Annotated in this window: 20 protein-coding genes; 8 read left to right on the top strand and 12 right to left on the bottom strand. The window is 72.5% G+C overall.

Translation table 11 applies throughout. The features are described 5' to 3' along the window. The first annotated feature begins 128 nt into the window (after positions 1 to 128). Positions 129 to 1,298: a steroid 3-ketoacyl-CoA thiolase gene (locus ACIOC1_RS10165; protein WP_355345423.1), complete on the top strand. Its 1,170-nt coding sequence runs from the start codon at positions 129 to 131 to the stop codon at positions 1,296 to 1,298. Between the two features lie 30 nt (positions 1,299 to 1,328). On the opposite strand, the gene ACIOC1_RS10160 is transcribed toward ACIOC1_RS10165, so the two are convergent. Further along, entirely contained in the window at positions 1,329 to 1,604 is a 276-nt protein-coding gene (locus tag ACIOC1_RS10160; RefSeq protein ID WP_355345420.1) for a hypothetical protein, read from the bottom strand. Positions 1,605 to 1,633: 29 nt separating this feature from the next. After that, the gene (locus ACIOC1_RS10155) at positions 1,634 to 2,674 is read right to left on the bottom strand and encodes an MBL fold metallo-hydrolase (RefSeq protein ID WP_401853195.1); all 1,041 of its coding nucleotides are present in this window, start codon (positions 2,672 to 2,674) and stop codon (positions 1,634 to 1,636) included. 132 nt (positions 2,675 to 2,806) lie between these two features. On the opposite strand from ACIOC1_RS10155, the gene ACIOC1_RS10150 reads away from it, so the two are divergent. Both ACIOC1_RS10150 and ACIOC1_RS10145 read left to right on the top strand, forming a co-directional pair. Further along, complete coding sequence (locus ACIOC1_RS10150; protein ID WP_401853193.1) at positions 2,807 to 4,348, top strand: aldehyde dehydrogenase; 1,542 nt, start codon at positions 2,807 to 2,809, stop codon at positions 4,346 to 4,348. After that, the gene (locus tag ACIOC1_RS10145; protein WP_355345411.1) at positions 4,348 to 4,584 is read left to right on the top strand and encodes a ferredoxin; all 237 of its coding nucleotides are present in this window, start codon (positions 4,348 to 4,350) and stop codon (positions 4,582 to 4,584) included. The genes ACIOC1_RS10150 and ACIOC1_RS10145 overlap by 1 nt, the downstream gene beginning before the upstream one ends. 138 nt (positions 4,585 to 4,722) lie before the next feature. Here the strand turns inward: ACIOC1_RS10145 and ACIOC1_RS10140 are convergent, their stop codons facing one another. The 3 genes from ACIOC1_RS10140 to ACIOC1_RS10130 form a co-directional block, all read right to left on the bottom strand. After that, positions 4,723 to 4,908, bottom strand: a complete 186-nt coding sequence (locus ACIOC1_RS10140; protein WP_188285067.1) for a DUF397 domain-containing protein — start codon at positions 4,906 to 4,908, stop codon at positions 4,723 to 4,725. Positions 4,909 to 4,919: 11 nt separating this feature from the next. Then, positions 4,920 to 5,774 (bottom strand): helix-turn-helix transcriptional regulator, encoded by an 855-nt coding sequence (locus ACIOC1_RS10135; RefSeq protein ID WP_188285066.1) that lies wholly within the window; start codon positions 5,772 to 5,774, stop codon positions 4,920 to 4,922. Positions 5,775 to 6,168: 394 nt separating this feature from the next. Beyond that, the gene (locus tag ACIOC1_RS10130; protein ID WP_188285065.1) at positions 6,169 to 6,819 is read right to left on the bottom strand and encodes a TetR family transcriptional regulator; all 651 of its coding nucleotides are present in this window, start codon (positions 6,817 to 6,819) and stop codon (positions 6,169 to 6,171) included. A gap of 276 nt (positions 6,820 to 7,095) precedes the next feature. Here ACIOC1_RS10130 and ACIOC1_RS10125 point away from each other — a divergent pair, with 276 nt between their 5' ends. From ACIOC1_RS10125 to ACIOC1_RS10115, 3 genes are read left to right on the top strand one after another with little or no spacing between them, the layout of a single operon-like run. Beyond that, on the top strand, positions 7,096 to 8,595 hold the full coding sequence (locus tag ACIOC1_RS10125; protein ID WP_401853190.1) for a glycosyltransferase: 1,500 nt from the start codon (positions 7,096 to 7,098) through the stop codon (positions 8,593 to 8,595). Then, a complete protein-coding gene (locus ACIOC1_RS10120; RefSeq protein ID WP_355345403.1) occupies positions 8,595 to 9,377 on the top strand; it encodes a class I SAM-dependent methyltransferase in 783 nt (260 codons plus the stop codon). Before ACIOC1_RS10125 ends, ACIOC1_RS10120 begins: the two co-directional genes overlap by 1 nt. Next, positions 9,374 to 10,480 carry a prenyltransferase gene (locus ACIOC1_RS10115; RefSeq protein WP_401853188.1) on the top strand — a complete coding sequence of 369 codons (1,107 nt, stop codon included), beginning with the start codon at positions 9,374 to 9,376 and terminating at the stop codon, positions 10,478 to 10,480. Before ACIOC1_RS10120 ends, ACIOC1_RS10115 begins: the two co-directional genes overlap by 4 nt. A 15-nt stretch (positions 10,481 to 10,495) precedes the next feature. Here the strand turns inward: ACIOC1_RS10115 and ACIOC1_RS10110 are convergent, their stop codons facing one another. After that, a complete protein-coding gene (locus ACIOC1_RS10110; RefSeq protein WP_188285062.1) occupies positions 10,496 to 10,783 on the bottom strand; it encodes a hypothetical protein in 288 nt (95 codons plus the stop codon). A 184-nt stretch (positions 10,784 to 10,967) separates the two neighbouring features. Between ACIOC1_RS10110 and ACIOC1_RS10105 the strand changes: the two genes are divergently transcribed. Further along, positions 10,968 to 11,522, top strand: coding sequence for a hypothetical protein (locus ACIOC1_RS10105; protein ID WP_401853186.1), 555 nt, complete (start codon positions 10,968 to 10,970; stop codon positions 11,520 to 11,522). Between the two features lie 110 nt (positions 11,523 to 11,632). Here the strand turns inward: ACIOC1_RS10105 and ACIOC1_RS10100 are convergent, their stop codons facing one another. The 5 genes from ACIOC1_RS10100 to ACIOC1_RS10080 all read right to left on the bottom strand — a co-directional run bounded on the left by ACIOC1_RS10100 (position 11,633) and on the right by ACIOC1_RS10080 (position 16,394). Continuing rightward, positions 11,633 to 12,643, bottom strand: coding sequence for an LLM class F420-dependent oxidoreductase (locus ACIOC1_RS10100; protein WP_355345394.1), 1,011 nt, complete (start codon positions 12,641 to 12,643; stop codon positions 11,633 to 11,635). 237 nt (positions 12,644 to 12,880) lie between these two features. Next, positions 12,881 to 13,720 carry a hypothetical protein gene (locus ACIOC1_RS10095; protein WP_355345391.1) on the bottom strand — a complete coding sequence of 280 codons (840 nt, stop codon included), beginning with the start codon at positions 13,718 to 13,720 and terminating at the stop codon, positions 12,881 to 12,883. 138 nt (positions 13,721 to 13,858) lie between these two features. Continuing rightward, a complete protein-coding gene (locus ACIOC1_RS10090) occupies positions 13,859 to 14,842 on the bottom strand; it encodes an N-acetylmuramoyl-L-alanine amidase (RefSeq protein ID WP_355345388.1) in 984 nt (327 codons plus the stop codon). Between the two features lie 226 nt (positions 14,843 to 15,068). Beyond that, complete coding sequence (locus tag ACIOC1_RS10085; protein WP_401853184.1) at positions 15,069 to 15,719, bottom strand: class I SAM-dependent methyltransferase; 651 nt, start codon at positions 15,717 to 15,719, stop codon at positions 15,069 to 15,071. Between the two features lie 87 nt (positions 15,720 to 15,806). Continuing rightward, complete coding sequence (locus ACIOC1_RS10080) at positions 15,807 to 16,394, bottom strand: hypothetical protein (RefSeq protein WP_401853182.1); 588 nt, start codon at positions 16,392 to 16,394, stop codon at positions 15,807 to 15,809. A 138-nt stretch (positions 16,395 to 16,532) separates the two neighbouring features. Here ACIOC1_RS10080 and ACIOC1_RS10075 point away from each other — a divergent pair, with 138 nt between their 5' ends. Further along, positions 16,533 to 17,987 carry an MFS transporter gene (locus ACIOC1_RS10075; RefSeq protein ID WP_401304208.1) on the top strand — a complete coding sequence of 485 codons (1,455 nt, stop codon included), beginning with the start codon at positions 16,533 to 16,535 and terminating at the stop codon, positions 17,985 to 17,987. Here ACIOC1_RS10075 and ACIOC1_RS10070 read toward each other — a convergent pair. After that, the gene (locus ACIOC1_RS10070; RefSeq protein WP_401853179.1) at positions 17,938 to 18,897 is read right to left on the bottom strand and encodes a helix-turn-helix transcriptional regulator; all 960 of its coding nucleotides are present in this window, start codon (positions 18,895 to 18,897) and stop codon (positions 17,938 to 17,940) included. The two genes, ACIOC1_RS10075 and ACIOC1_RS10070, sit on opposite strands and share 50 nt — an antisense overlap. Positions 18,898 to 18,943: the final 46 nt, after the last annotated feature.

The raw sequence follows: 18,943 nt of genomic DNA, 5'->3' as shown, positions 1-18,943 counted from the left end.
GGGCGTGTGGATCACGTACGGGAACGACGTGGGCCGTGCGCGACTCTTGCGCGCGCCGTACCGCGGGTAATAAGACTGCGGGAAGAACTAGAACGCGTACTAGTTTAGTTGAGAAGAGGACGAGCTTCATGGCCGCTGAACCCGTCATCGTCGAAGCCGTACGCACCCCGATCGGCAAGCGCGGCGGCGCGCTCGCCAACCTCCACCCCGCCTATCTGCTCGGCGAGACCTACCGCGAACTGCTCGGCCGCACCGGCATCCAGGCCGACGCCGTCGAGCAGATCGTCGGCGGCACCGTCACCCACGCCGGGGAACAGTCCATGAACCCCGCGCGCAACGCCTGGCTCGCCGTCGGCCTGCCCTACGAGACCGCCGCGACCACCGTCGACTGCCAGTGCGGGTCCTCGCAGCAGGCCAACCACATGGTGGCCAACATGGTCGCCGCGGGCGTCATCGACATCGGCATCGGCTGCGGAGTCGAGGCCATGTCGCGGGTGCCGCTGGGCAGCGGTTCCAAGCACGGGCCCGGCAAGCCGTTCCCCGACGAGTGGAACGTCGACCTGCCCAACCAGTTCGAGGCCGCCGAACGGATCGCCCGCCGCCGCGGACTCACCCGCGAGCACGTCGACCGGCTCGGCCTCATCTCGCAGGAACGCGCCGCCCGCGCCTGGGCCGAGGAGCGCTTCAAGCGCGAGACCTTCGCCGTCCAGGTGCCCACCACCGAGGACGAGCAGCACGCCGGGCTCGGCATGTGGCGGCTGGTCGACCGCGACCAGGGCCCGCGCGACACCACCATGGACGGGCTCGCCGGGCTCAAGCCCGTCATGCCCACCGCCGTCCACACCGCGGGGAACTCCTCGCAGATCTCCGACGGCGCCTCCGCCGTGATGTGGGCCTCCAAGAAGATGGCCCGCGCCCTGCACCTGCGCCCCCGCGCCCGGATCGTCGCCCAGGCCCTGGTCGGCTCCGACCCGCACTTCCACCTCGACGGACCCGTCGACGCCACTCGCGCCGTCCTCGGCAAGGCCGGGATGACGCTGCGGGACATCGACGTCGTCGAGATCAACGAAGCCTTCGCCTCCGTCGTCCTGTCCTGGGCCCAGGTCTTCGACCAGGACCTCGAAAAGGTCAACGTCAACGGCGGCGCCATCGCGCTCGGCCACCCCGTCGGCGCCACCGGCGCCCGGCTGATCACCACCGCGCTGCACGAACTGGAGCGCGCCGACAAGGAGTTCGCCCTGATCACGATGTGCGCGGGCGGCGCGCTCGCCACGGGCACGATCATCCAGCGGCTGTGAGGCACCGCCCGGACGAGCCCCGCGCGGGGGTCAGCGCTGCCTGCGGCCCTTGCGGCCGCTGAGCAGGAAGCCCACGCCGACGCTCGCGACGAAGAAGATGCTGACGATCAGCCACGTACTGGTGCCCGCCGATCCGCCGTCCTTCTTCGTGTCGCCGGTCGGGCTGGGCGAGGCCGTCGCGCTCGCCGCCGTCACGCGCGACCGCGTGTCGTGCGACGCGGCGACGGCGGACGGCGCCGCCGTCAGGGCGGCCAGTGCCAGGACGGCGACGGTGGCCACGGTGGTGGCGCGGCGGCGCAGGAGCATGAGGAACACCCTAACGTCCCGGTGCCGCGCTATACGGCCCGGTACGTCACCGGGTCGGACCCCGGCACGGGCTCGGCGCGCCCCGCCTTGGTCAGCCGCCGCAGATGCGCCTCGGTCTCGGAGACGGCGATGGTCCGCGAGGACGTGGGGATGCGCGACCAGGGACGGTTCCAGGGCAGCGCCTCGGCGAGCTGCCAGGGGGTGCGGGGGCCGGGGGTGATGAGGGCGAGGAGCTCGGCCAGGCGCGCGGCGTGGTGCTCCAGGAGCTCGCCGACCCGGCCGGCGGCGCCCGCGAAGGCGTACTGGTGCGCCGGGAGCACCTGGGCGGGGGCCAGGCGGGCGATGCGTTCGAGCGAGTCGAGGTAGTCGCCGAGCGGGTCGGTCTCGACGACGGCGTCCGGGTCCTCGTACAGGCCGATGTGCGGCGAGATCTCCGGCAGGAGGTGGTCACCGGAGAACAGCCGGCGACTCTCCTCCAGATACAGGCAGACGTGCCCCGGCGTGTGTCCTGGTGTCCACACCGCGCGCAGCCGACGGCCCGCCAGCGGCAGCCGCTCGCCGGGGACGATCTCGCGGTCCGGCAGCGCGGGCGGCCGTCCCGGCAGCGCCTGCCCGCCGTACTCGCGCAGCGGCGCCAGGTGCTCCTCGGGCGCGCCCGCCGCCGCCAGCCGCGCCAGCAGGTACTCCACCCACACACCCGGCTCGGCCTCCCGCGTGCGCCGCACCACGTCGATGTCGGCCGCGTGCATCGCGATCCACGCCCCCGACGCCTCCCGCACCCGCGCGCTCAGCCCGTGGTGGTCCGGATGGTGGTGCGTCACCAGCACCCCCAGGATGTCACCCACCGACGTGCCCGCCTCCCGCAGCCCGCGCTCCAGCGCCGCGAACGAGTCCGGATGGTCCCACCCGCTGTCCACCAGCACCGGCCCGTCGTCGGTGTCGAGCAGGTGCACCAGCGTGTACCCGAGCGGGTTGTCGGGAATCGGCACCGGCACGCTCCACACCCCGCCGCCGTGGTCGACCACCCGACCCCGGTCCTCCCGCCGGCCGGCCGTGCCGTGGTCCGCCATGGGATGGCTCCTCTCCGGCCGCCGCCGGGCGTGCCGCGTCCATTGCCCACTATAACGAGAACTGGTATCAGTTCTGACTGAGCGTCAGAAATGGTTCGAGCGGAGACAGCGAGAGCGGCGGAGGCGACAGCGATGAACGATCCCGGTCCTGGTTCCGACTTCATCGAGCACGGAAAGCTGTTCATCGGAGGGGCGTTCGTCGATCCGGCGGGGGACGGGGGGACGATCGAGGTCGTGTCGCCGCACACGGAGCGGGTGTTCGGACGGGTGCCGCACGCGTCGCGGGCGGATGTGGACCGGGCGGTGGCGGCGGCCCGCACCGCGTTCGACGAAGGGCCCTGGCCCCGCTCGACGTTGGCGGAACGGATCGAGGTCGTCGGCCGGATCAAGGACGCCGTCCTGGTCAGGCACGAGGAGATAGCCCGGCTGATCAGCCGGGAGAACGGCTCACCGGTCTCCTGGAGCGTCCTGGCCCAGGCGCTCGGCGCGATGATGGTCTGGGACGCCGCGATCACCGTGGCGCGCGACTTCCGTTACGAGGAGCGGCGGGCCGGAGCGCTCGGGCCGATCCTGGTACGGCGCGAGCCGGTCGGCGTCGTCGCGGCCGTGGTGCCGTGGAACGTACCGCAGTTCACGGCGGCGGCGAAGCTCGGGCCCGCGCTGCTCGCCGGGTGCACGGCGGTGCTCAAGCCGTCGCCGGAGTCGCCGCTCGACGCCTATCTGCTGGCGGAGATCGCGCGGGAGGCCGGGCTGCCGGACGGGGTGCTGAACATCGTGCCCGCCGGACGCGAGGTCAGCGAGTACCTGGTCGGCCACCCCGGCGTGGACAAGGTGTCGTTCACCGGCTCGGTCGCGGCGGGCAAGCGGGTGATGGAGGTGGCCGCGCGCCATCTCACGCGCGTGACACTGGAGTTGGGCGGCAAGTCGGCGGCCGTGATCCTGCCGGACGCGGACCTGACGGCGGCCGTCGCCGGGATCGTGCCCAACGCGTGGATGAACAACGGCCAGGCGTGCGTGGCCCAGACCCGCGTCCTGGCCCCCCGTACCCACTACGACGAGATCGCCGAGCGGCTGGCGGCGGCGGCCTCCGCGCTGGTGGTCGGCGACCCGCTGGACCCGGCCACCGAGGTCGGCCCGCTGGTCGCGGAACGCCAGCGGCAGCGCTCCCTGGACTACATCGCGATCGGCCAGCGCGAGGGCGCCAAGGTGCTGACCGGCGGCGGCCGGCCGAGCGGCCTGGACACCGGCTGGTACGTCGAGCCGACGCTGTTCGGCGACGTCGCGCCGGGGATGCGGATCGCCCGCGAGGAGATCTTCGGCCCGGTGATCTGCCTGCTGCCGTACGACGACGAGGCCGACGCCGTACGCATCGCCAACGACTCCGACTACGGCCTGTCCGGCAGCGTGTGGACCTCCGACACCGAGCACGGCATCGACATCGCGCGCCAGGTGCGTACCGGCACGTACTCCGTCAACACCTTCAGCCTCGACATGCTCGGCCCCTTCGGCGGCTACAAGGACTCAGGTCTCGGGCGGGAGTTCGGGCCCGAGGGGTTCAGCGAGTACCTGGAGCACAAGATGATCCACCTCCCGGCCGACTACCCGGCCGCCCCGGCGCGGGAGGCCGCCGGGGCAGCGGGCACGGCGGGCGGCACGGCGGAGGGCACCGACTGATGGGCGACCGCTGGCACGTGGACGTGGACCGCTCCGTCTGCATCGGCTCGGGACTGTGCGCGATCGGCGCCCCCGGCGCCTTCGTGCTGGGCGGCGTGCCCCGCCAGTCCCGCGCGGTGGAGGCGGAGGCGGACGCCTCGGAGGGCCTCCTCGCGGCGGCCGAGAGCTGCCCGGTGGAGGCCATCACCCTGACCGTGCAGGGGTCGGGAGAGCCGGTCTTCCCGCCGGAGGAGTGACCGGACGGACGGTGTGAACAGCCCGCCCGGCCGGAATCACCCGGCCGGGCTACCCGTCGTCACCCTTGCGGGCCGGGCCGGGCCGGGCCGGTCCGGACTGGGTCGGACCGGGCGCGGGGGCCCGGGGCCGTCCCCGCCTCACCCGCCGCGTTTGATGGCCCGCAGAAAGCGGGCCAGCGCGGTCGGCGTCGTACACAGCACGACCCCTGGGTCGTCGCTCTCGCGGAGCAGGACCGCGCCGCCGTCCTCGGCCAGCTCGACGCACTCGCCCTGTTCCTGCGAGTACGTGGACTTCTGCCAAACGAGCGGCGCGGGCGCGATCATCGGCGGGCCTTTCAGAGGTCTTGGGAGATGTCGCGGATGAAGTCCCGTGACCGGGACTGATCCAGCGCAACCTCCGCGAGAGTGTTGTAGAGCACGCGGTAATTGGACAGATGCGGTGCCGCGTGCAGAAAGCTGATGCCGTGTGCGGAGTCGATCTGAACGGTGTCGAGCGGCCGTACCGGACCGCTCGCGTAGAGCATCGCGTGGCCGGAACCTATGTGACCGTCCACCGCGAAGGGGATCACCCGCACGCTGATGTGCGGCAGATGGCTCAGCTCCTGGATGTGTTCGAGCTGGGCGCGCGCCACCTTCCCGCCGCCGAACCGCATGCGCAGCGCGGCCTCGTGGATCAGCGCCTCGTACGGCGGCGCCGTCTCCCGGTAGAGCACTCCCGAACGCTCCATGCGCTGGGCCACCCGCGCCTCCAGCTCGTTGTCCGGCAACGGCGGGATGGCGTAGCCGAAGACTGTGCGGGTGTAGTCCTCGGTCTGGAACACACCCGGAATGTGGGTGATCTGGATGGTACGGAGCCGGGTGGCGTGGTGTTCGAGCTCGGCGATGTCCAGCAGCCCGGCCGGTACGACGCCGCGGTAGGTCTCCCACCAGCCCTTGCGGCCCTGGCTGTTGGCCATGACCACGAGCGCGTCGATCAGCGCGGTGTCGCCGCACTCGTAGAACGCCGCGAGTCTGCGTAACCGCTCCTCGCTCACGCCGAGCCGCCCGGCCTCGATGTGGCTCACCTTCGCCGGGTCGGTGCCGAGCAGCCGCGCGGTGTCCCGCGCGGTGATCGCTGCGGCTTCCCGCATTTTCCGTAGCTCCGCACCGAGGCGCTCCTGGCGGGCGGTTGCGGTGCTTCTGAGCGGCATGGTGTCCCTTCTGAATGGTGGTTCCGAGTCTGCCGTTCCGCTCACGCGGGGTCCAGATCGTTTCTGGAAATTTCGGAGACAAGGTTGCAGTGGGGCATTATTGCCCCATATGCTGCGCGCGCTTACGCGCACGCGGACAGTCAACTCCCTTGAGGTGTAAGTGTGTTGACCGGGTATCCGGTTACCGGCGATCCCGCTCCGACGGTACGACGGGCGACGGGTCGGCGAGGGCCCGGTGAAGTTCCCGTGAAGGGGTCGTGGGTCCCCGGTCGCCGGGCGGTGGCGGCCAGCCACGGTCGTGATCTTCGCCCGTGATCTTCGCCCGTGATCTTCATCCGTGATCTTCGCCCGTGACCCTCGGCCGGGAGCGCGCCGGGCAGCGCCCGCGCGGGCGCTACTCGGGGGACGTCAGGTCGATCAGACGGCAGACCGTCTGGATGTCGATCTTCACCTGGGCGATCGAGGCCCGGCCGGAGAGCCAGGTGACCAGCGCGGAGTGCCAGGTGTGCTCGATGACCCGGACGGCCGAGAGCTGCTCGGCCGTGGGGGGCGCGTCCAGGCCCATCGCGTCCAGGATGATCGCCGTGGTCAGCCGCGAGACGGTGTCGACCTCGGCGCTGACCGAACGGTCGGCGAAGGTGAGGGCGCGCACCATCGCGTCGGCCAGATGCGGCTCGCGCTGCATCGCGCGGAAGGCCCGCATCAAGGTCTCCGCGACCCGGTCGGCCGGCTCGGCCGCCACCGGGGGCCGCTTGCGCAGCGTCCCGTGCAACTGCCCGAGCTGGTCCTGCATGGTCGCGACCAGCAGATGGATCTTGGAGGGGAAGTAGCGGTAGAGCGTGCCGAGCGCGACGCCCGAGGTCTCGGCGACCTCCCGCATCTGCACGGCGTCGAAACCGCCCCGGCAGGCGAGCTGCGCGCTGGTGTGCAGGATGCGGCGGCGCCGGGCCTCCTGCCGCTCCGTCAGCGGCGGCGAGTGCGGCGCGGGGGAGTGCGACGGTACGCGCGGGAGCGGCGGGCTGGACGGCTTGGAGTCAGTGCTCATGTGTCCCATCCCATGCCGTTCCCGTACCCGTTTGCGTGCCGGTCCGCGGGCCGGTCGGCCCGTGCCGCCGGTGTCCCGCGCTGCGTGCATGATGGCAGGGCGGGTGACGTGGTGCGAGTCACCCTCGGCCCGCACCGGGCCCCGCCCCCGGCGGCGTGATCCGACCGTCCGGCGGCCGGTGGACTGGCTTTCTGTACCATCAAGTCTGAAACTTGTTCTAGATTAGCGCGACAGCGGTTACGCTCCGGCTCAATCGCGACCGAGAAGGGGGCCGGAGTGACCTCACAGGCCAGGCCGCTGCGGATTGCCCTGCTCAGCTACAAGGGAAATCCCTTCTGCGGCGGCCAGGGCGTGTACGTCCGGCACCTGTCCCGCGAGCTGGCCGCGCTCGGCCACAGCGTCGAGGTGATCGGCGCGCAGCCCTACCCCGTGCTGGACGCGGTCGGCGAGGGCGTCACCCTCACCGAGCTGCCCAGCCTCGACCTGTACCGGCAGCCGGACCCGTTCCGCACCCCCAAGCGCGGCGAGTACCGCGACTGGGTCGACGCCCTCGAGGTCGCCACCATGTGGACCGGCGGCTTCCCTGAACCGCTCACTTTCAGCCTGCGTGCCCGGCGCCATCTCGCCGCCCGCCGCGCCGAGTTCGACGTCGTCCACGACAATCAGACGCTCGGCTACGGGCTGCTCGGCCTCGGCCTGCCGCTGGTCACCACGATCCACCACCCCATCACCGTGGACCGCCGCCTGGACCTGGCCGCGGCGCAGGGCTGGAAGCGACGGCTGTCGGTACGCCGCTGGTACGGCTTCACGCAGATGCAGAAGCGGGTGGCCCGCCGCCTGCCGTCCGTGGTGACCGTCTCCGGTTCCTCGCGCGACGAGATCATCGAGGACCTGGGCGTACGGCCGGACCGCATCCGCGCTGTCCCGATCGGCGCCGACGCCCGGCTCTTCTCGCCCGACCCCTCCGTGGCCGAGGTGCCCGGCCGGATCGTCACCACATCGAGCGCCGACGTGCCTCTCAAGGGCCTGGTCTTCCTGATCGAGGCGCTCGCCAAGGTACGGGCGCAGCGGCCGTACGCCCATCTCGTCGTCGTCGGCAAACGGCCGGAGAAGGGGCCCGTGGCCGAGGCCATCGCCGACTTCGGCCTCGCGGACGCCGTCGAATTCGTCAAGGGCATCAGCGACGCCGAGCTGGTCGACCTGCTGCGCGGCGCCGAGGTCGCCTGCGTGCCGTCGCTCTACGAGGGCTTCTCCCTGCCCGCCGCCGAGGCGATGGCCACCGGCACCGCGCTGGTCGCCACCACCGGCGGCGCCATCCCCGAGGTCGCCGGGCCCGACGGCGAGACCTGCCTCGCCGTGCCCCCGGGCGACGCCGGTGCGCTTGCCGCTGGGCTTGAACGTGTCTTCGACGACGCCGGCCTTCGCAAGCGGCTCGCCGCCGCCGGCCGCGCCCGCGTCCTGGCCCACTTCACGTGGGAGCGGGCCGCCGAGGCGACGGTGGCCCTGTACCGCGAAGCGATCGCCTCCGCCCCGCGGGCTCGCGGGCCTGTGTCCGATGTGCGGCTGCCGCCGCGTGGGCGCGAGCAAGCCGCCACCGGGCCGGTGGTCGCGGAACCGACCGCGTCCGCCCCGCTGGGGCGGTCGGTGAGCCGCGGCGCCGCACCGGCCGAGCGCGCGGTGCCCCGCGCCCCTGAAGGGCGCGCCCTCGCGCAAGGTGAACGTATGGGGGACGTGCCCCCCGAGACCGAGTCCGGCCCGGTAGGGAGCAACCGCTGATGCTGACCGTCGACTTCACCCGTTTCCCGCTCGCCGCAGGCGACCGCGTGCTGGACCTCGGATGCGGCGCCGGGCGCCACGCCTTCGAGTGCTACCGGCGCGGAGCGCACGTGGTGGCGCTGGACAGGAACGGCGAGGAGATCCGCGAAGTCGCCCGCTGGTTCGCGGCGATGAAGGAGGAGGGCGAGGCGCCGGAGGGCGCGTCGGCGGTGGCGATGGAGGGCGACGCCCTCCAACTCCCGTTCCCCGACGAGAGTTTCGACGTCGTCATCATCTCCGAGGTGATGGAGCACATCCCCGACGACAAGGGCGTCCTCGCCGAGATGGTGCGGGTGCTGCGCCCCGGCGGCCGGATCGCGGTCACGGTGCCGCGCTACGGCCCGGAGAAGGTCTGCTGGGCGCTGTCGGACGCCTACCACGAGGTCGAGGGCGGCCACATCCGCATCTACAAGGCCGACGAACTGCTCGGCAGGATGCGGGAGGCGGGCCTGCGCCCGTACGGCACGCACCACGCGCACGGGCTGCACGCGCCGTACTGGTGGATCAAGTGCGCGGTCGGCGTGGACAACGACAAGGCGCTGCCGGTGAAGCTGTACCACAAGCTGCTGGTCTGGGACATCATGAAGAAACCGCTGGCCACAAGGGTCGCCGAACAGGCGCTCAACCCGCTGATCGGCAAGAGCTTCGTGGCCTACGCGACCAAGCCGCACCTGCCGGTGGACGCCGTCTCGCCGTCCGCGGACGACACCGACGTCACAGCCGCCCCGGGCGCCGCCAAGTGACGTATCCCAGCCGGAGGCCGGACCGCACGGAGCGGCTGGCGCTGCCCGGTGTGCTCACCGCCGAGCAGGCCGCGGAGACGGTGGACGCCGTCGCGGCGGTCCAGCGCGAGGACGGCGCGATCCCCTGGTTCCGCGGCCACCACCTCGACCCCTGGGACCACGTCGAGGCGGCGATGGCGCTGGACGCGGCGGGCGAGCACGAGCGCGCGCGGGCCGCGTACGACTGGCTGGCCAGGCACCAGAACGAGGACGGGTCCTGGTACGCCGCCTACCAGGACGGCGACCCGCAGCGGCCGACCGACCGCGGCCAGGAGTCCAACTTCTGCGCGTACGTCGCCGTCGGCGTGTGGCACCACTATCTGTCCACCGGGGACGACGCGTTCGTGGACCGGCTGTGGCCGACGGTCTACGCGGCGGTGGAGTTCGTGCTGGGGCTCCAGCAGCCCGGCGGCCAGGTCGGCTGGAAGCGGGAGGCGGCCGAGCACGGCGGGGGAGTCGTCACCGACGCGCTGCTGACCGGGAGTTCGTCGATCCACCAGGCGCTGCGCTGCGCGCTGGCCATCGCCGAGCACCGCGAAGAGCCGCAGCCGGACTGGGAGTTGGCGACCGGCGCGCTGGGGCACGCGATCCGCAGCCACCCGGAGCGGTTCCTGGACAAGAGCCGCTACTCCATGGACTGGTACTACCCGGTGCTGTCCGGCGCGCTGCGCGGGCCGCGCGCGCTGGAGCGGATCGAGGAGGGCTGGTCCCGCTTCGTGGTGCCGGGCCTCGGCGTCCGCTGCGTGGTGCCCAACCCGTGGGTGACCGGCGGCGAGACCGCCGAACTGGCCCTGGCGCTCTGGGCGGTGGGCGAGTCCGACCGCGCCGTACAGTTGCTGGCCGACATGCGGCACCTGCGCGCGGACGACGGCCTGTACTGGACGGGGTACGTCTACGACGACGACGCCGTCTGGCCGGTGGAGCGCACCGCGTGGACCGCCGCCGCCGTGCTGCTGGCGGTGGCCGCGCTCGGGGGGGACGAGGCGACCACCGCCGTATTCAGCGGGGAACGGCTGCCGGTCGGGCTGGAACCCGAGGCGTCCGGCAGGACGGGCTGCTGCTGAGACGCGTGCCGTACGTCAGGCGCGGTTGACCCGGCCTGCCACCGCGTGCGCGACCAGCAGGTAGACGGCTGCGGGCAGACCGTAGTTGAGCACGGTGCGCCACTTGGCGTTGTCCACCGTGAACAGGTCCTTCGACCAGCCCGCGAGCCAATTCGCCGAGTGATGGACCCAGTTGACCAGGTCGTTCGCCCGGTTGGCGTCGAACACGAAGAAGAAGATCCACAGGATCAGGATCAGTGCAGCGATGTCTGCGACGATGAGGATGATCGCCGCGGCGGGGTTACCGCCATACCGTCTGGCCATGACAACCGCATTGCCCGGCTCCGGCGATTGAAACTCCTTTCGATTCCGCGGTGACGGCGCGCCCTCGCGAAGCGTGAGGATCTGGCCAGAACTCCCGAGTGGCGGGCGGACCGGGGCCGGGTGATGCTGCCAAAGATCACGCACGCCCCGCACCCGTAGCCCGTATGCCACCCCGGAGGTCCCCGTGCCGACACGCATCCCGTTGCGCCGGACGATCGTCGCGCTCCTGCTCGCCGTCACCTTCTTCACGGCGACCGCCTGCGGCAAGTCCACGGACTCCATGTCGACCGGCAGTTCGGACCCGAGCGCGTCGCCGACCAGCACCGTCGAGAAGCAGAAGCTGGCCAAGACGCGCTTCGTCGCCAACGCGGGCCTCGCGGCCGGGGCCACGTACCAGTGGATCGTGAAGCCGTACAAGGCGGGCAAGTTCAAGAAGGGCGCGAGCGGCCGGACCTTCGCGCTGGTCAAGGCCGGTCTCGCGGGCACCTTCGCCTACAACAGGCTGAAGGCGGCGGCCGGGAACGCCAAGGCCGACCCCACGCTGAGCAAGGCGGTGGCACCGCTGACGGCGGGCATCGACGCGCTCAAGGACCTGCCGGCCAAGCTCCGCAAGGGCGACTCCGCCGACCAGGCGGCGAACAACTTCGACGACGTGATCAACAAGGTCAAGGAAGCGGGCAAGAGCGCGGGGGCGGACGTCACCGACAACGTGCCGTCGCTCAAGGACATCGGCGGCTGAGGGCAGGGGCGGCTCAGGGCGGCGGCGGCTGAGGGCGGCGGCGACTCAGGACATCGTCGGCTGAGGACATCGTCGGCTGACGCGTTCGGAGCCCACCGCCGGGCCGCCCGCTAGGCGTTCAGCTCCGCCAGCACCCGCAGCGTCTCCCGGTCGGGCGCGGTCACCAGCAGGTCGGTGACCGGGCCCGACCGCCAGGCCGCGAGCCGGTCGGCGATCCGTTCACGCGGCCCGACCAGCGAGATCTCGTCGGCGAAGGCGTCCGGCACGGCGTGCACCGCCTCCTCCCGGCGGCCCTCGGCGAAGAGCCGCTGAATCCGCCCGGCCTCCTCCTCGTACCCCATCCGGCCCATCAGTTCGGCGTGGAAATTACGGCCGCGCGCGCCCATGCCGCCGATGTAGAAGCCGAGCATCGCCTTGACCGGGAGCAGCCCGTCGGCCGGGTCCGCGCAGACCTGCGCGCGGACCAGGGGGGCGACCATGAAGTCCTTCGACGCCTCGCCGAGTGGCGCGTCGTAGGCGTCGGTACGGAACGGCGACCAGTAAAGGGGCAGCCAGCCGTCGGCGATCCGTACCGTCTGGGCGATGTTCCTGGGACCCTCGGCGCCCAGCAGCACCGGCAGGGCGGCGCGCAGCGGGTGGGTGATGGGCTTCAGCGGGCGGCCGAGCCCGGTGCCGTCGGGACCGGCGTACGGCAGCGCGTGGAAACGGCCGTCCAGCCGTACCGGCGCCTCGCGGCGCAGCACCTGGCGGATCACGTCCACGTACTCGCGGGTCGCGGTCAGCGGGCTGCTCGGGAACGGGCGGCCGTACCAGCCCTCCACCACCTGCGGTCCCGACAGGCCGAGGCCGAGCAGCATCCGCCCGCCGGAGAGGTGGTCGAGGGTGAGCGCCTGCATCGCGGTGGCGGCGGGGGAGCGGGCCGCCATCTGCGCGATACCCGTGCCCAGCCTGATCCGGCTGGTGTGCGCGGCGATCCAGGTGAGCGGGGTGAAGGCGTCCGAGCCCCACGCCTCCGCGGTCCACACCGAGTCGTAGCCCAGCCGTTCCGCTTCCTGTGCCAGCCCCACATGGCCGGGGTCCGGGCCGCGGCCCCAGTAACCGAGCGCGAGTCCGAGCCGCATGAACGCCTCCTGGGGGCAAGTGATCTGACGGTGTGTCAGGAATAGTGGGAGGGTACGCGCGCCCGCCGCGGGCCGGAAGACCGGCGGCCGGGCGCGGGGCCGTACACAGGCAGCGGGGGGCGGGCTGGGGGGCAGGCGGGCGGGCAGGCGGGCGGGCGGAAAAGAACGGCGGCCGGTCCCGGCGTCCGGAGGTCCGGAGCGGGACCGGCCGCTGTCGCGTACCGGAAGGAGAAACGATCAGCCGCGCTGGATGCCGCTGCTGTCCTGGAGCACACCGCGCCGCCCGTCCTGGGTCTGCGCGATCAGCGCGGAGCCGCGCTGGTCCACGGCCAAGTACCAGGTACCCGGCGTCAGTTCGGCGATCTGCGCACCCGGGTTGTCCTCCGCGAACAACGGGCGCGGGACCGGCACCGCGAACCAGAAAGCGGTGAAGTCCGACGACGGACCCTGCGCGGCGGCCGGCTGCGGCGCCGACTGCTGCGCACCGTACGGCTGCTGGGCCTGCTGCGGCTGACCGTACGGCGTCTCGACGGACTGCGCGCCGCCCGGGTACCCGTAACCGGCCTGCGGCGGACCCGCCGCGTACGGCTGCTGGCCGGGGCCGACACCGTACGGCTGGGCCGCGGGCCGCGGAGCGCCGAGCAGCGGGGCCTTCAGCGCGGGAAGACGGTTGGACAGCGGGGCCGCCACCGCGATGACGACGCCGAACAGCAGCGTCAGCCAGTTGCCCGCGCCCTTGTCGACGCCGTCCGGGTTGTCGAACAGCGTCGCCCACAGGGCGGTCCAGCCCACGAACAGCGAGATCGCGACGGCCCACTGCTCAAGCGAGAGCCCCAGGATCTGCCGCCCGACGAGCGGACCGGTACGCGCCAGCACCACCGCGGCGGCGGCGATCAGCGCGGCCAGCGTCACCGAAGGCAGGATCGGGAAGTAGTCCGAGTGCCACAGGTTCCGCGAACTTTCCGCGCCGTTGAACGGCGACTTGAAGCTGAAGAACGGCAGGAACGAGGCGATCAGCAGCAGCACCGCTGCTCCGATCACCGCGCCGTCTCCTCGGGTCAGGGAGCGGATGTTCACGTCAGGTCCTGTCCTTTGTCAGTTCGGTTAACTCGGCCGTACTCAATCGGGCGGTGCCCCATCGTACGGGTGTGATCATGTCCGGACAGCCAGGTATGACCATTGGTGCACGATCCATACCGGACTGCTACAGCCCTGTCACCTCTTCCCTTCGAGGAAGGCGGTGAGGCCGTCGGCGATCCCCTGGGCAGCGTGCTGCCGCCACGCGGAGTCCGTCAACGACTTGGCGTCATGAGCGTTGCGCATGTTCCCGCACTCGATGAACACCTTCGGAACGGTGGACAGGTTGAGCCCGCCGAGGTCGTCGCGGACCGTCATCCCCGTACCGCCGCCGAGGTAGTCGGCGAAGTGCTCGCCGGTCGCCGCGGCGAAACGCGAACGCAGCGTCGTGGCCAGCAGATACGAGGGCGCCGCGATCTTACGGGTGTCCGCGATGCCCACGTGCACCGACGTGGGCGCGATCACATGGAAGCCGGACGCCGACGCGGGCGCGCCGTCCGCGTGGATCGACAGGGCCGCGTCCGCGTGCGCCGCGTTCCCGATCCGGGCCCGCTCGTCCACGCACGGGCCGAACGCCCGGTCGCCGTCGTACGTCAGCTTCACCTGCGCGCCGCGCGCCAGCAGGATCGCCCGCACCCGGTGCGCGACGTCCAGGGTGTACGTCGCCTCCGCGTAACCGGAGTTGGTCTCCGTCCCCGTGGTGTCGCACTCCTTGCGGGCGGTGCCGATGTTCACCAGCTTGTTGATCTCCGCCGTGTGCTTGGCGTTGTTGAGATTGTGGCCGGGGTCGAGGACGACGACCTTTCCCGCCAACGGCCTCATCGCGCCTGCGGTGTTGAGCGGTCGGGGGGAGGCCGTCGCCTGCGCGGTCGGGGCCGTGCCCGCCAGGTCCGCCTGGGGCGCCGAGCCCTTCTGGCCGTCGTCGCCGGTACCCGCCGAGGTCGGTGAGGCCGACGGCGAGGACGTCGGCGCGGCCCGTACCGCGCTGTCCTGCTCCGAGCCCCCGGAATCGCCCACCGCGTGGTACACCAGACCGCCTGCCAGGCACGCCGGTACGACCACGGCGACGGCGATGATCAGAGAGCGGCGCTTGCCGCCCCCGTACGACTCGTTCCTGAACACGCCAGCGACTCTATCGGCCTCGCGGACATCCCTGAAGGGCGGTCGCGCGGCGCGGCCGGGGAGCTACGGAGGGCGAGGTGGTCGTGACGGCGACGGGTGGCGTGGGCCGCTCGGCCGTATGCCGCGCGGGTTGTGCGGGGCGCGGCGGGATGGGGCCGCGGTTCGCGCGGGGCGCGGCGGGAAGGGGCCGCGGTTCGTGCGGCTGCCCGGCCGTAGGACGCGCGGGCTACGGTTCGAACGGGCCCGGCAGCCTGCGCAGCACATGCAGTGACCCCGTCGCCGAGACCTCGGCGAAGGCGCCGGAGTCCAGCGCGCGCCGGTACACCCGGTACGGCGCCTGCCCTCCGTCGGCCGGGTCCGCGAACACGTCGTGGATCACCAGCAGCCCGCCCTCGGCGACCAGCGGCCCCCACCCCTCGTAGTCGCCGCCCGCGTGCTCGTCGGTGTGCCCACCGTCGATGAACACCAGCCCGAGCGGCTGCCGCCACACCTTCGCGACCTGCGGTGACCTCCCGACCACCGCGATCACGTGCTCTTCGAGGCCCGCCTCGTACAGCGTCCTGCGGAAGGCCGGGAGCGTGTCCATCAGCCCCGTCGCCTCCTCCACCACCAGTTCCGGGTCGTGGTACTCGCCGTTGCCCCAGTCCCGCTGCTGCTCCTCGCTGCCCCGGTGGTGGTCGACGGTCACCGCCACCGTGCCCGCGCCCCTGGCCGCGTCCGCCAGCAGGATCGTCGACCGCCCGCAGTACGTGCCCACCTCCAGCAGCGGCAGCCCGAGTCCGGCCGCGGCCTCCTTCGCCGCCGCGTACAGGGCCAGGCCCTCGTCCCGTGGCATGAACCCCTTCGCGGCCTCGAACGCCGCCACCACATCCGTCATGGGGTTCACCTTATTTCCGCCGGGACGCGGGCCGGGACCTGGGCCGGGCCGGGGCTGGGGTGCCGGGATGGGGGCCGGGCCGGGGCCTTATGCGCCGGTGCCCGAGGCCGCGAGGCCGATGCGCAGCACGGCGGCCCTGCCCACGACGCCGAGCAGCTGGAGACTCAGCTTGTTCACCCTCCCCTTGGTGCCCGCCTCGCAGGTCAGGTCGGTGGAGCCGGAGTCCTCGTCCGACGGGCCGGTGACGCTCATCTGGCAGCCGCCGTCGGAGTCGAACTGCGACTGGATCAGCGGTGCGGTCAGCATGACCGTGTGACCCCCGACCGAGGTCACCGTGAGCCGTCCGACACCGGATCGCGCGGGCACCGGAATCGTGTCGCCCTCGGTCACCCGGACCTCGCAGCGCCCGTCCCTGCACAGCTCCGTGTCCGTGCCGTCCGACGGCACGGGCAGCGTCGGGGCGGGCGACGGGCTGGCGGTCGTGGGACTCGGGGATGTCGTGGCGGTCGTCGGTGTGCGGGACGCCGGTACGGCCCGGCCCGCGCCGTCGGAGCGGCCGGAGCCGCCCGCGCCGCCGTCGCCGCACGATACGAGGACGGCGGCCACGGCCGCGAACAGCACGGCGCGCACGAGCGGACGGAAACGGGCCGGGCCCGCGGAAGGCTGATGGTTCATGCGTACAGCCAAACCCACCTGTCCCGGGACCGGTCCCGAAGCACGTACCCCCCGGAAGATGTCCTAGGCCCCGGCGGGGGTGGACGTAGGCCAAAATCCCGATGCTTTCGTGACAGGCGGGACGGCAGCATGGTCCCCATGAGCGATCTCCTCGGACAGCGCGAACGAACCCCCCGCCGTACCGGGCGCCCGGCGCCGCCCGCATGGGCGGTGCTGGTCGCGGTGTGCGCGGGCCAGTTCCTCGTGGTGCTCGACGTGTCCGTCGTGAACGTGGCGCTGCCGTCGATGCGTACGGACCTGGCGCTGAGCCAGGCCGGTCAGCAGTGGGTGGTGAACGCGTACGCGATCACCTTCGCCGGCCTGCTGATGCTCGGCGGCCGGGCCGCCGACCTCTTCGGCCGCAAGCGCGTCTTCCTCGTCGGCCTCGGCCTGTTCACGGCCGCGAGCCTCGCGGGCGGCCTCGCCCAGTCCTCGGGGCTGCTGATCGCCGCCCGCACTCTCCAGGGCATCGGCGCCGCCGTACTGGCGCCCACCACGCTCGCCATCCTCACCACGTCCTTCCCCGAGGGCCCCGAGCGGACGAGGGCGATCGGCACCTGGACGGCGGTCGGCGCGGGCGGCGGCGCGGCGGGCGGCCTGGTCGGCGGCCTGCTGACCGACTACCTGTCGTGGCGCTGGGTGCTGCTGGTCAACGTGCCGATCGGCGCGCTGGTGATCGTCGGCGCGGCGCTGTGGCTCACCGAGAGCCGGGGCGGTACGAGCCGCCGTCTCGACGTACCCGGCGCCGTCCTGGTCACCGGCGGTGTCGCCGCCCTCGCGTACGGCATCGCCGAGAGCGAGTCGCACGGCTGGACGTCCGCCACCGCGCTGCTGCCGATCGTCGGGGGCGCCGTCCTGCTCGGCGGCTTCGTCGCCGTCGAGGCCAGGACCGCCCAGCCGCTGATGCCGTTGCGCCTGTTCCGTATCCGTTCGGTGTCCGCGGCCAACACCGTCCTGCTCGCGGCCGGGGCCGCGACCTTCGCCACCTGGTACTTCCTGTCGCTGTACATGCAGAATGTGCTGCACTACAGCCCGGTGCGGGCCGGTCTGTCCTTCCTGCCGCACACCGTCAGCATCATCGTCGGCTCCAAGCTGGCGCCCCGGCTGATGAGTTACGTGGACAGCCGGATCGTCGGCGCGGCGGGCGGGCTCATCTCGGCGGCGGGCCTGGCCTGGCAGAGCCGGCTCACCGTGGACGGGGCCTTCCTCACCTCGATCCTCGGGCCCGGCGTCCTCACCATGTTCGGCGCGGGCCTGATGATGACCCCGATCGCGGCGGCGGCCACCTCCGGTGTCGGCATGAGCGAACAGGGGCTCGTCTCCGGCCTCCTCAACACCTCCCGCCAGCTCGGCGGGGCACTCGGGCTCACGATCCTCGCGACCGCCGCCGCCAGCCGTATCTCCTCCCGCGGTCACGCGGGAGCGTCGGCGGCCCGCGCGCTGACCTCGGGTTACTCCCTGGCCTTCCTGATCAGCGCGGCCTTCCTGGTCGTGGGCACCGCGCTCACGGCGCTGTTGCCGAAGCCGACTCCGAAGATCGTTCCGGTGTCGTAGCCGTAGCCGTAGCCGGTGCCGGTGCCGGTGCCGGTGCCGTAGCCGGGCCTGTGGCCGGGGCCGGGTCTGTGGTCGCGGCCGGGGCCGCCGTCGCGTCGTCGCGGAGCAGCGCGAGCTTCTCCGCGGCGTCGGTGCCCTCGACCGGGAACGACGCCAGCATCCGTACGTCGTCCTCGGGCGTGAGCAGCACCTCGCAGCGCAGCCGGACCAGCCCGACCCGCGGGTGCAGCACGTTCTTGCGGTCCGCGCGGCGCACCGCGACCTCGTGCCGCTCCCACAGCGCGCGGAATTCGGCGCTGCTGTCGAGCAGATCCCGCACCAGGTCGGCGAGGCCCCGGTGCCCGGCGCGGCGGGAGTACGTCGAGCGGAGGTCGCCGACGTGCGCCGCCGACATCCGCGGCCAGTCCTCCTCCGGCACCCGCGCGCGCCAGGCCGGATCGGTGAACCACTGCCAGAAGATGTTGTTCTCGCGGCCGGGGCCCATGATGTCCCGGCCGGTGAGCGCGTCCTGGAGCGCGTTCGTCCACACCACCTCGCCGAGGTCGGTGTAGATGCACACCGGCACGTCCACCAGACGGCTCGCGAGGCTGATCAGCCCCGGACGGATCCGGTTCCCGGCCAGGCGCGGCGGCGCCGACAGCCCGACGAGGTGGAACAGGTGGTCCCGCTCGTCCGGGTCGCAGCGCAGCGCACGCGCGAGCGCCGCCACGACGGACTCGGACGGCGCCGAGCCGCGCGCCTGCTCCAGCCGCGTGTAGTGATCCGTCGACACCCCCGCCAGCTGCGCCACCTCCTCGCGCCGCAGCCCCGGCGTCCGCCGCCGTACCCCCTCGGCCAGGCCGACGTCCGCGGGCCGCAGCGCCTCCCGCCTCCGGCGGAGGAAGTCGGCCAGCCCTGTCCTGTCGATCACCCTCCCATCCTCCGAGCCCGCCGCCCTTTTAGCCAGGGAGAACCTG

It is taken from the genome of Streptomyces sp. NPDC088197 (genome assembly GCF_044741185.1).
GTDB lineage: Bacteria > Actinomycetota > Actinomycetes > Streptomycetales > Streptomycetaceae > Actinacidiphila.
Note: the sequence above shows the minus strand (reverse complement) of the source record. Positions and strands in the feature narration are given on the sequence as shown.

Bases quoted from the DNA above. Each gene is read 5' to 3' on its own strand.
- ACIOC1_RS10165 (WP_355345423.1), top strand. From the start codon at position 129: ATGGCCGCTGAACCCGTCATCGTCGAAGCCGTACGCACCCCGATCGGC.
- ACIOC1_RS10160 (WP_355345420.1), bottom strand. From the start codon at position 1,604: ATGCTCCTGCGCCGCCGCGCCACCACCGTGGCCACCGTCGCCGTCCTG.
- ACIOC1_RS10155 (WP_401853195.1), bottom strand. From the start codon at position 2,674: ATGGCGGACCACGGCACGGCCGGCCGGCGGGAGGACCGGGGTCGGGTG.
- ACIOC1_RS10150 (WP_401853193.1), top strand. From the start codon at position 2,807: ATGAACGATCCCGGTCCTGGTTCCGACTTCATCGAGCACGGAAAGCTG.
- ACIOC1_RS10145 (WP_355345411.1), top strand. From the start codon at position 4,348: ATGGGCGACCGCTGGCACGTGGACGTGGACCGCTCCGTCTGCATCGGC.
- ACIOC1_RS10140 (WP_188285067.1), bottom strand. From the start codon at position 4,908: ATGATCGCGCCCGCGCCGCTCGTTTGGCAGAAGTCCACGTACTCGCAG.
- ACIOC1_RS10135 (WP_188285066.1), bottom strand. From the start codon at position 5,774: ATGCCGCTCAGAAGCACCGCAACCGCCCGCCAGGAGCGCCTCGGTGCG.
- ACIOC1_RS10130 (WP_188285065.1), bottom strand. From the start codon at position 6,819: ATGAGCACTGACTCCAAGCCGTCCAGCCCGCCGCTCCCGCGCGTACCG.
- ACIOC1_RS10120 (WP_355345403.1), top strand. From the start codon at position 8,595: ATGCTGACCGTCGACTTCACCCGTTTCCCGCTCGCCGCAGGCGACCGC.
- ACIOC1_RS10110 (WP_188285062.1), bottom strand. From the start codon at position 10,783: ATGGCCAGACGGTATGGCGGTAACCCCGCCGCGGCGATCATCCTCATC.
- ACIOC1_RS10100 (WP_355345394.1), bottom strand. From the start codon at position 12,643: ATGCGGCTCGGACTCGCGCTCGGTTACTGGGGCCGCGGCCCGGACCCC.
- ACIOC1_RS10085 (WP_401853184.1), bottom strand. From the start codon at position 15,719: ATGACGGATGTGGTGGCGGCGTTCGAGGCCGCGAAGGGGTTCATGCCA.
- ACIOC1_RS10080 (WP_401853182.1), bottom strand. From the start codon at position 16,394: ATGAACCATCAGCCTTCCGCGGGCCCGGCCCGTTTCCGTCCGCTCGTG.
- ACIOC1_RS10075 (WP_401304208.1), top strand. From the start codon at position 16,533: ATGAGCGATCTCCTCGGACAGCGCGAACGAACCCCCCGCCGTACCGGG.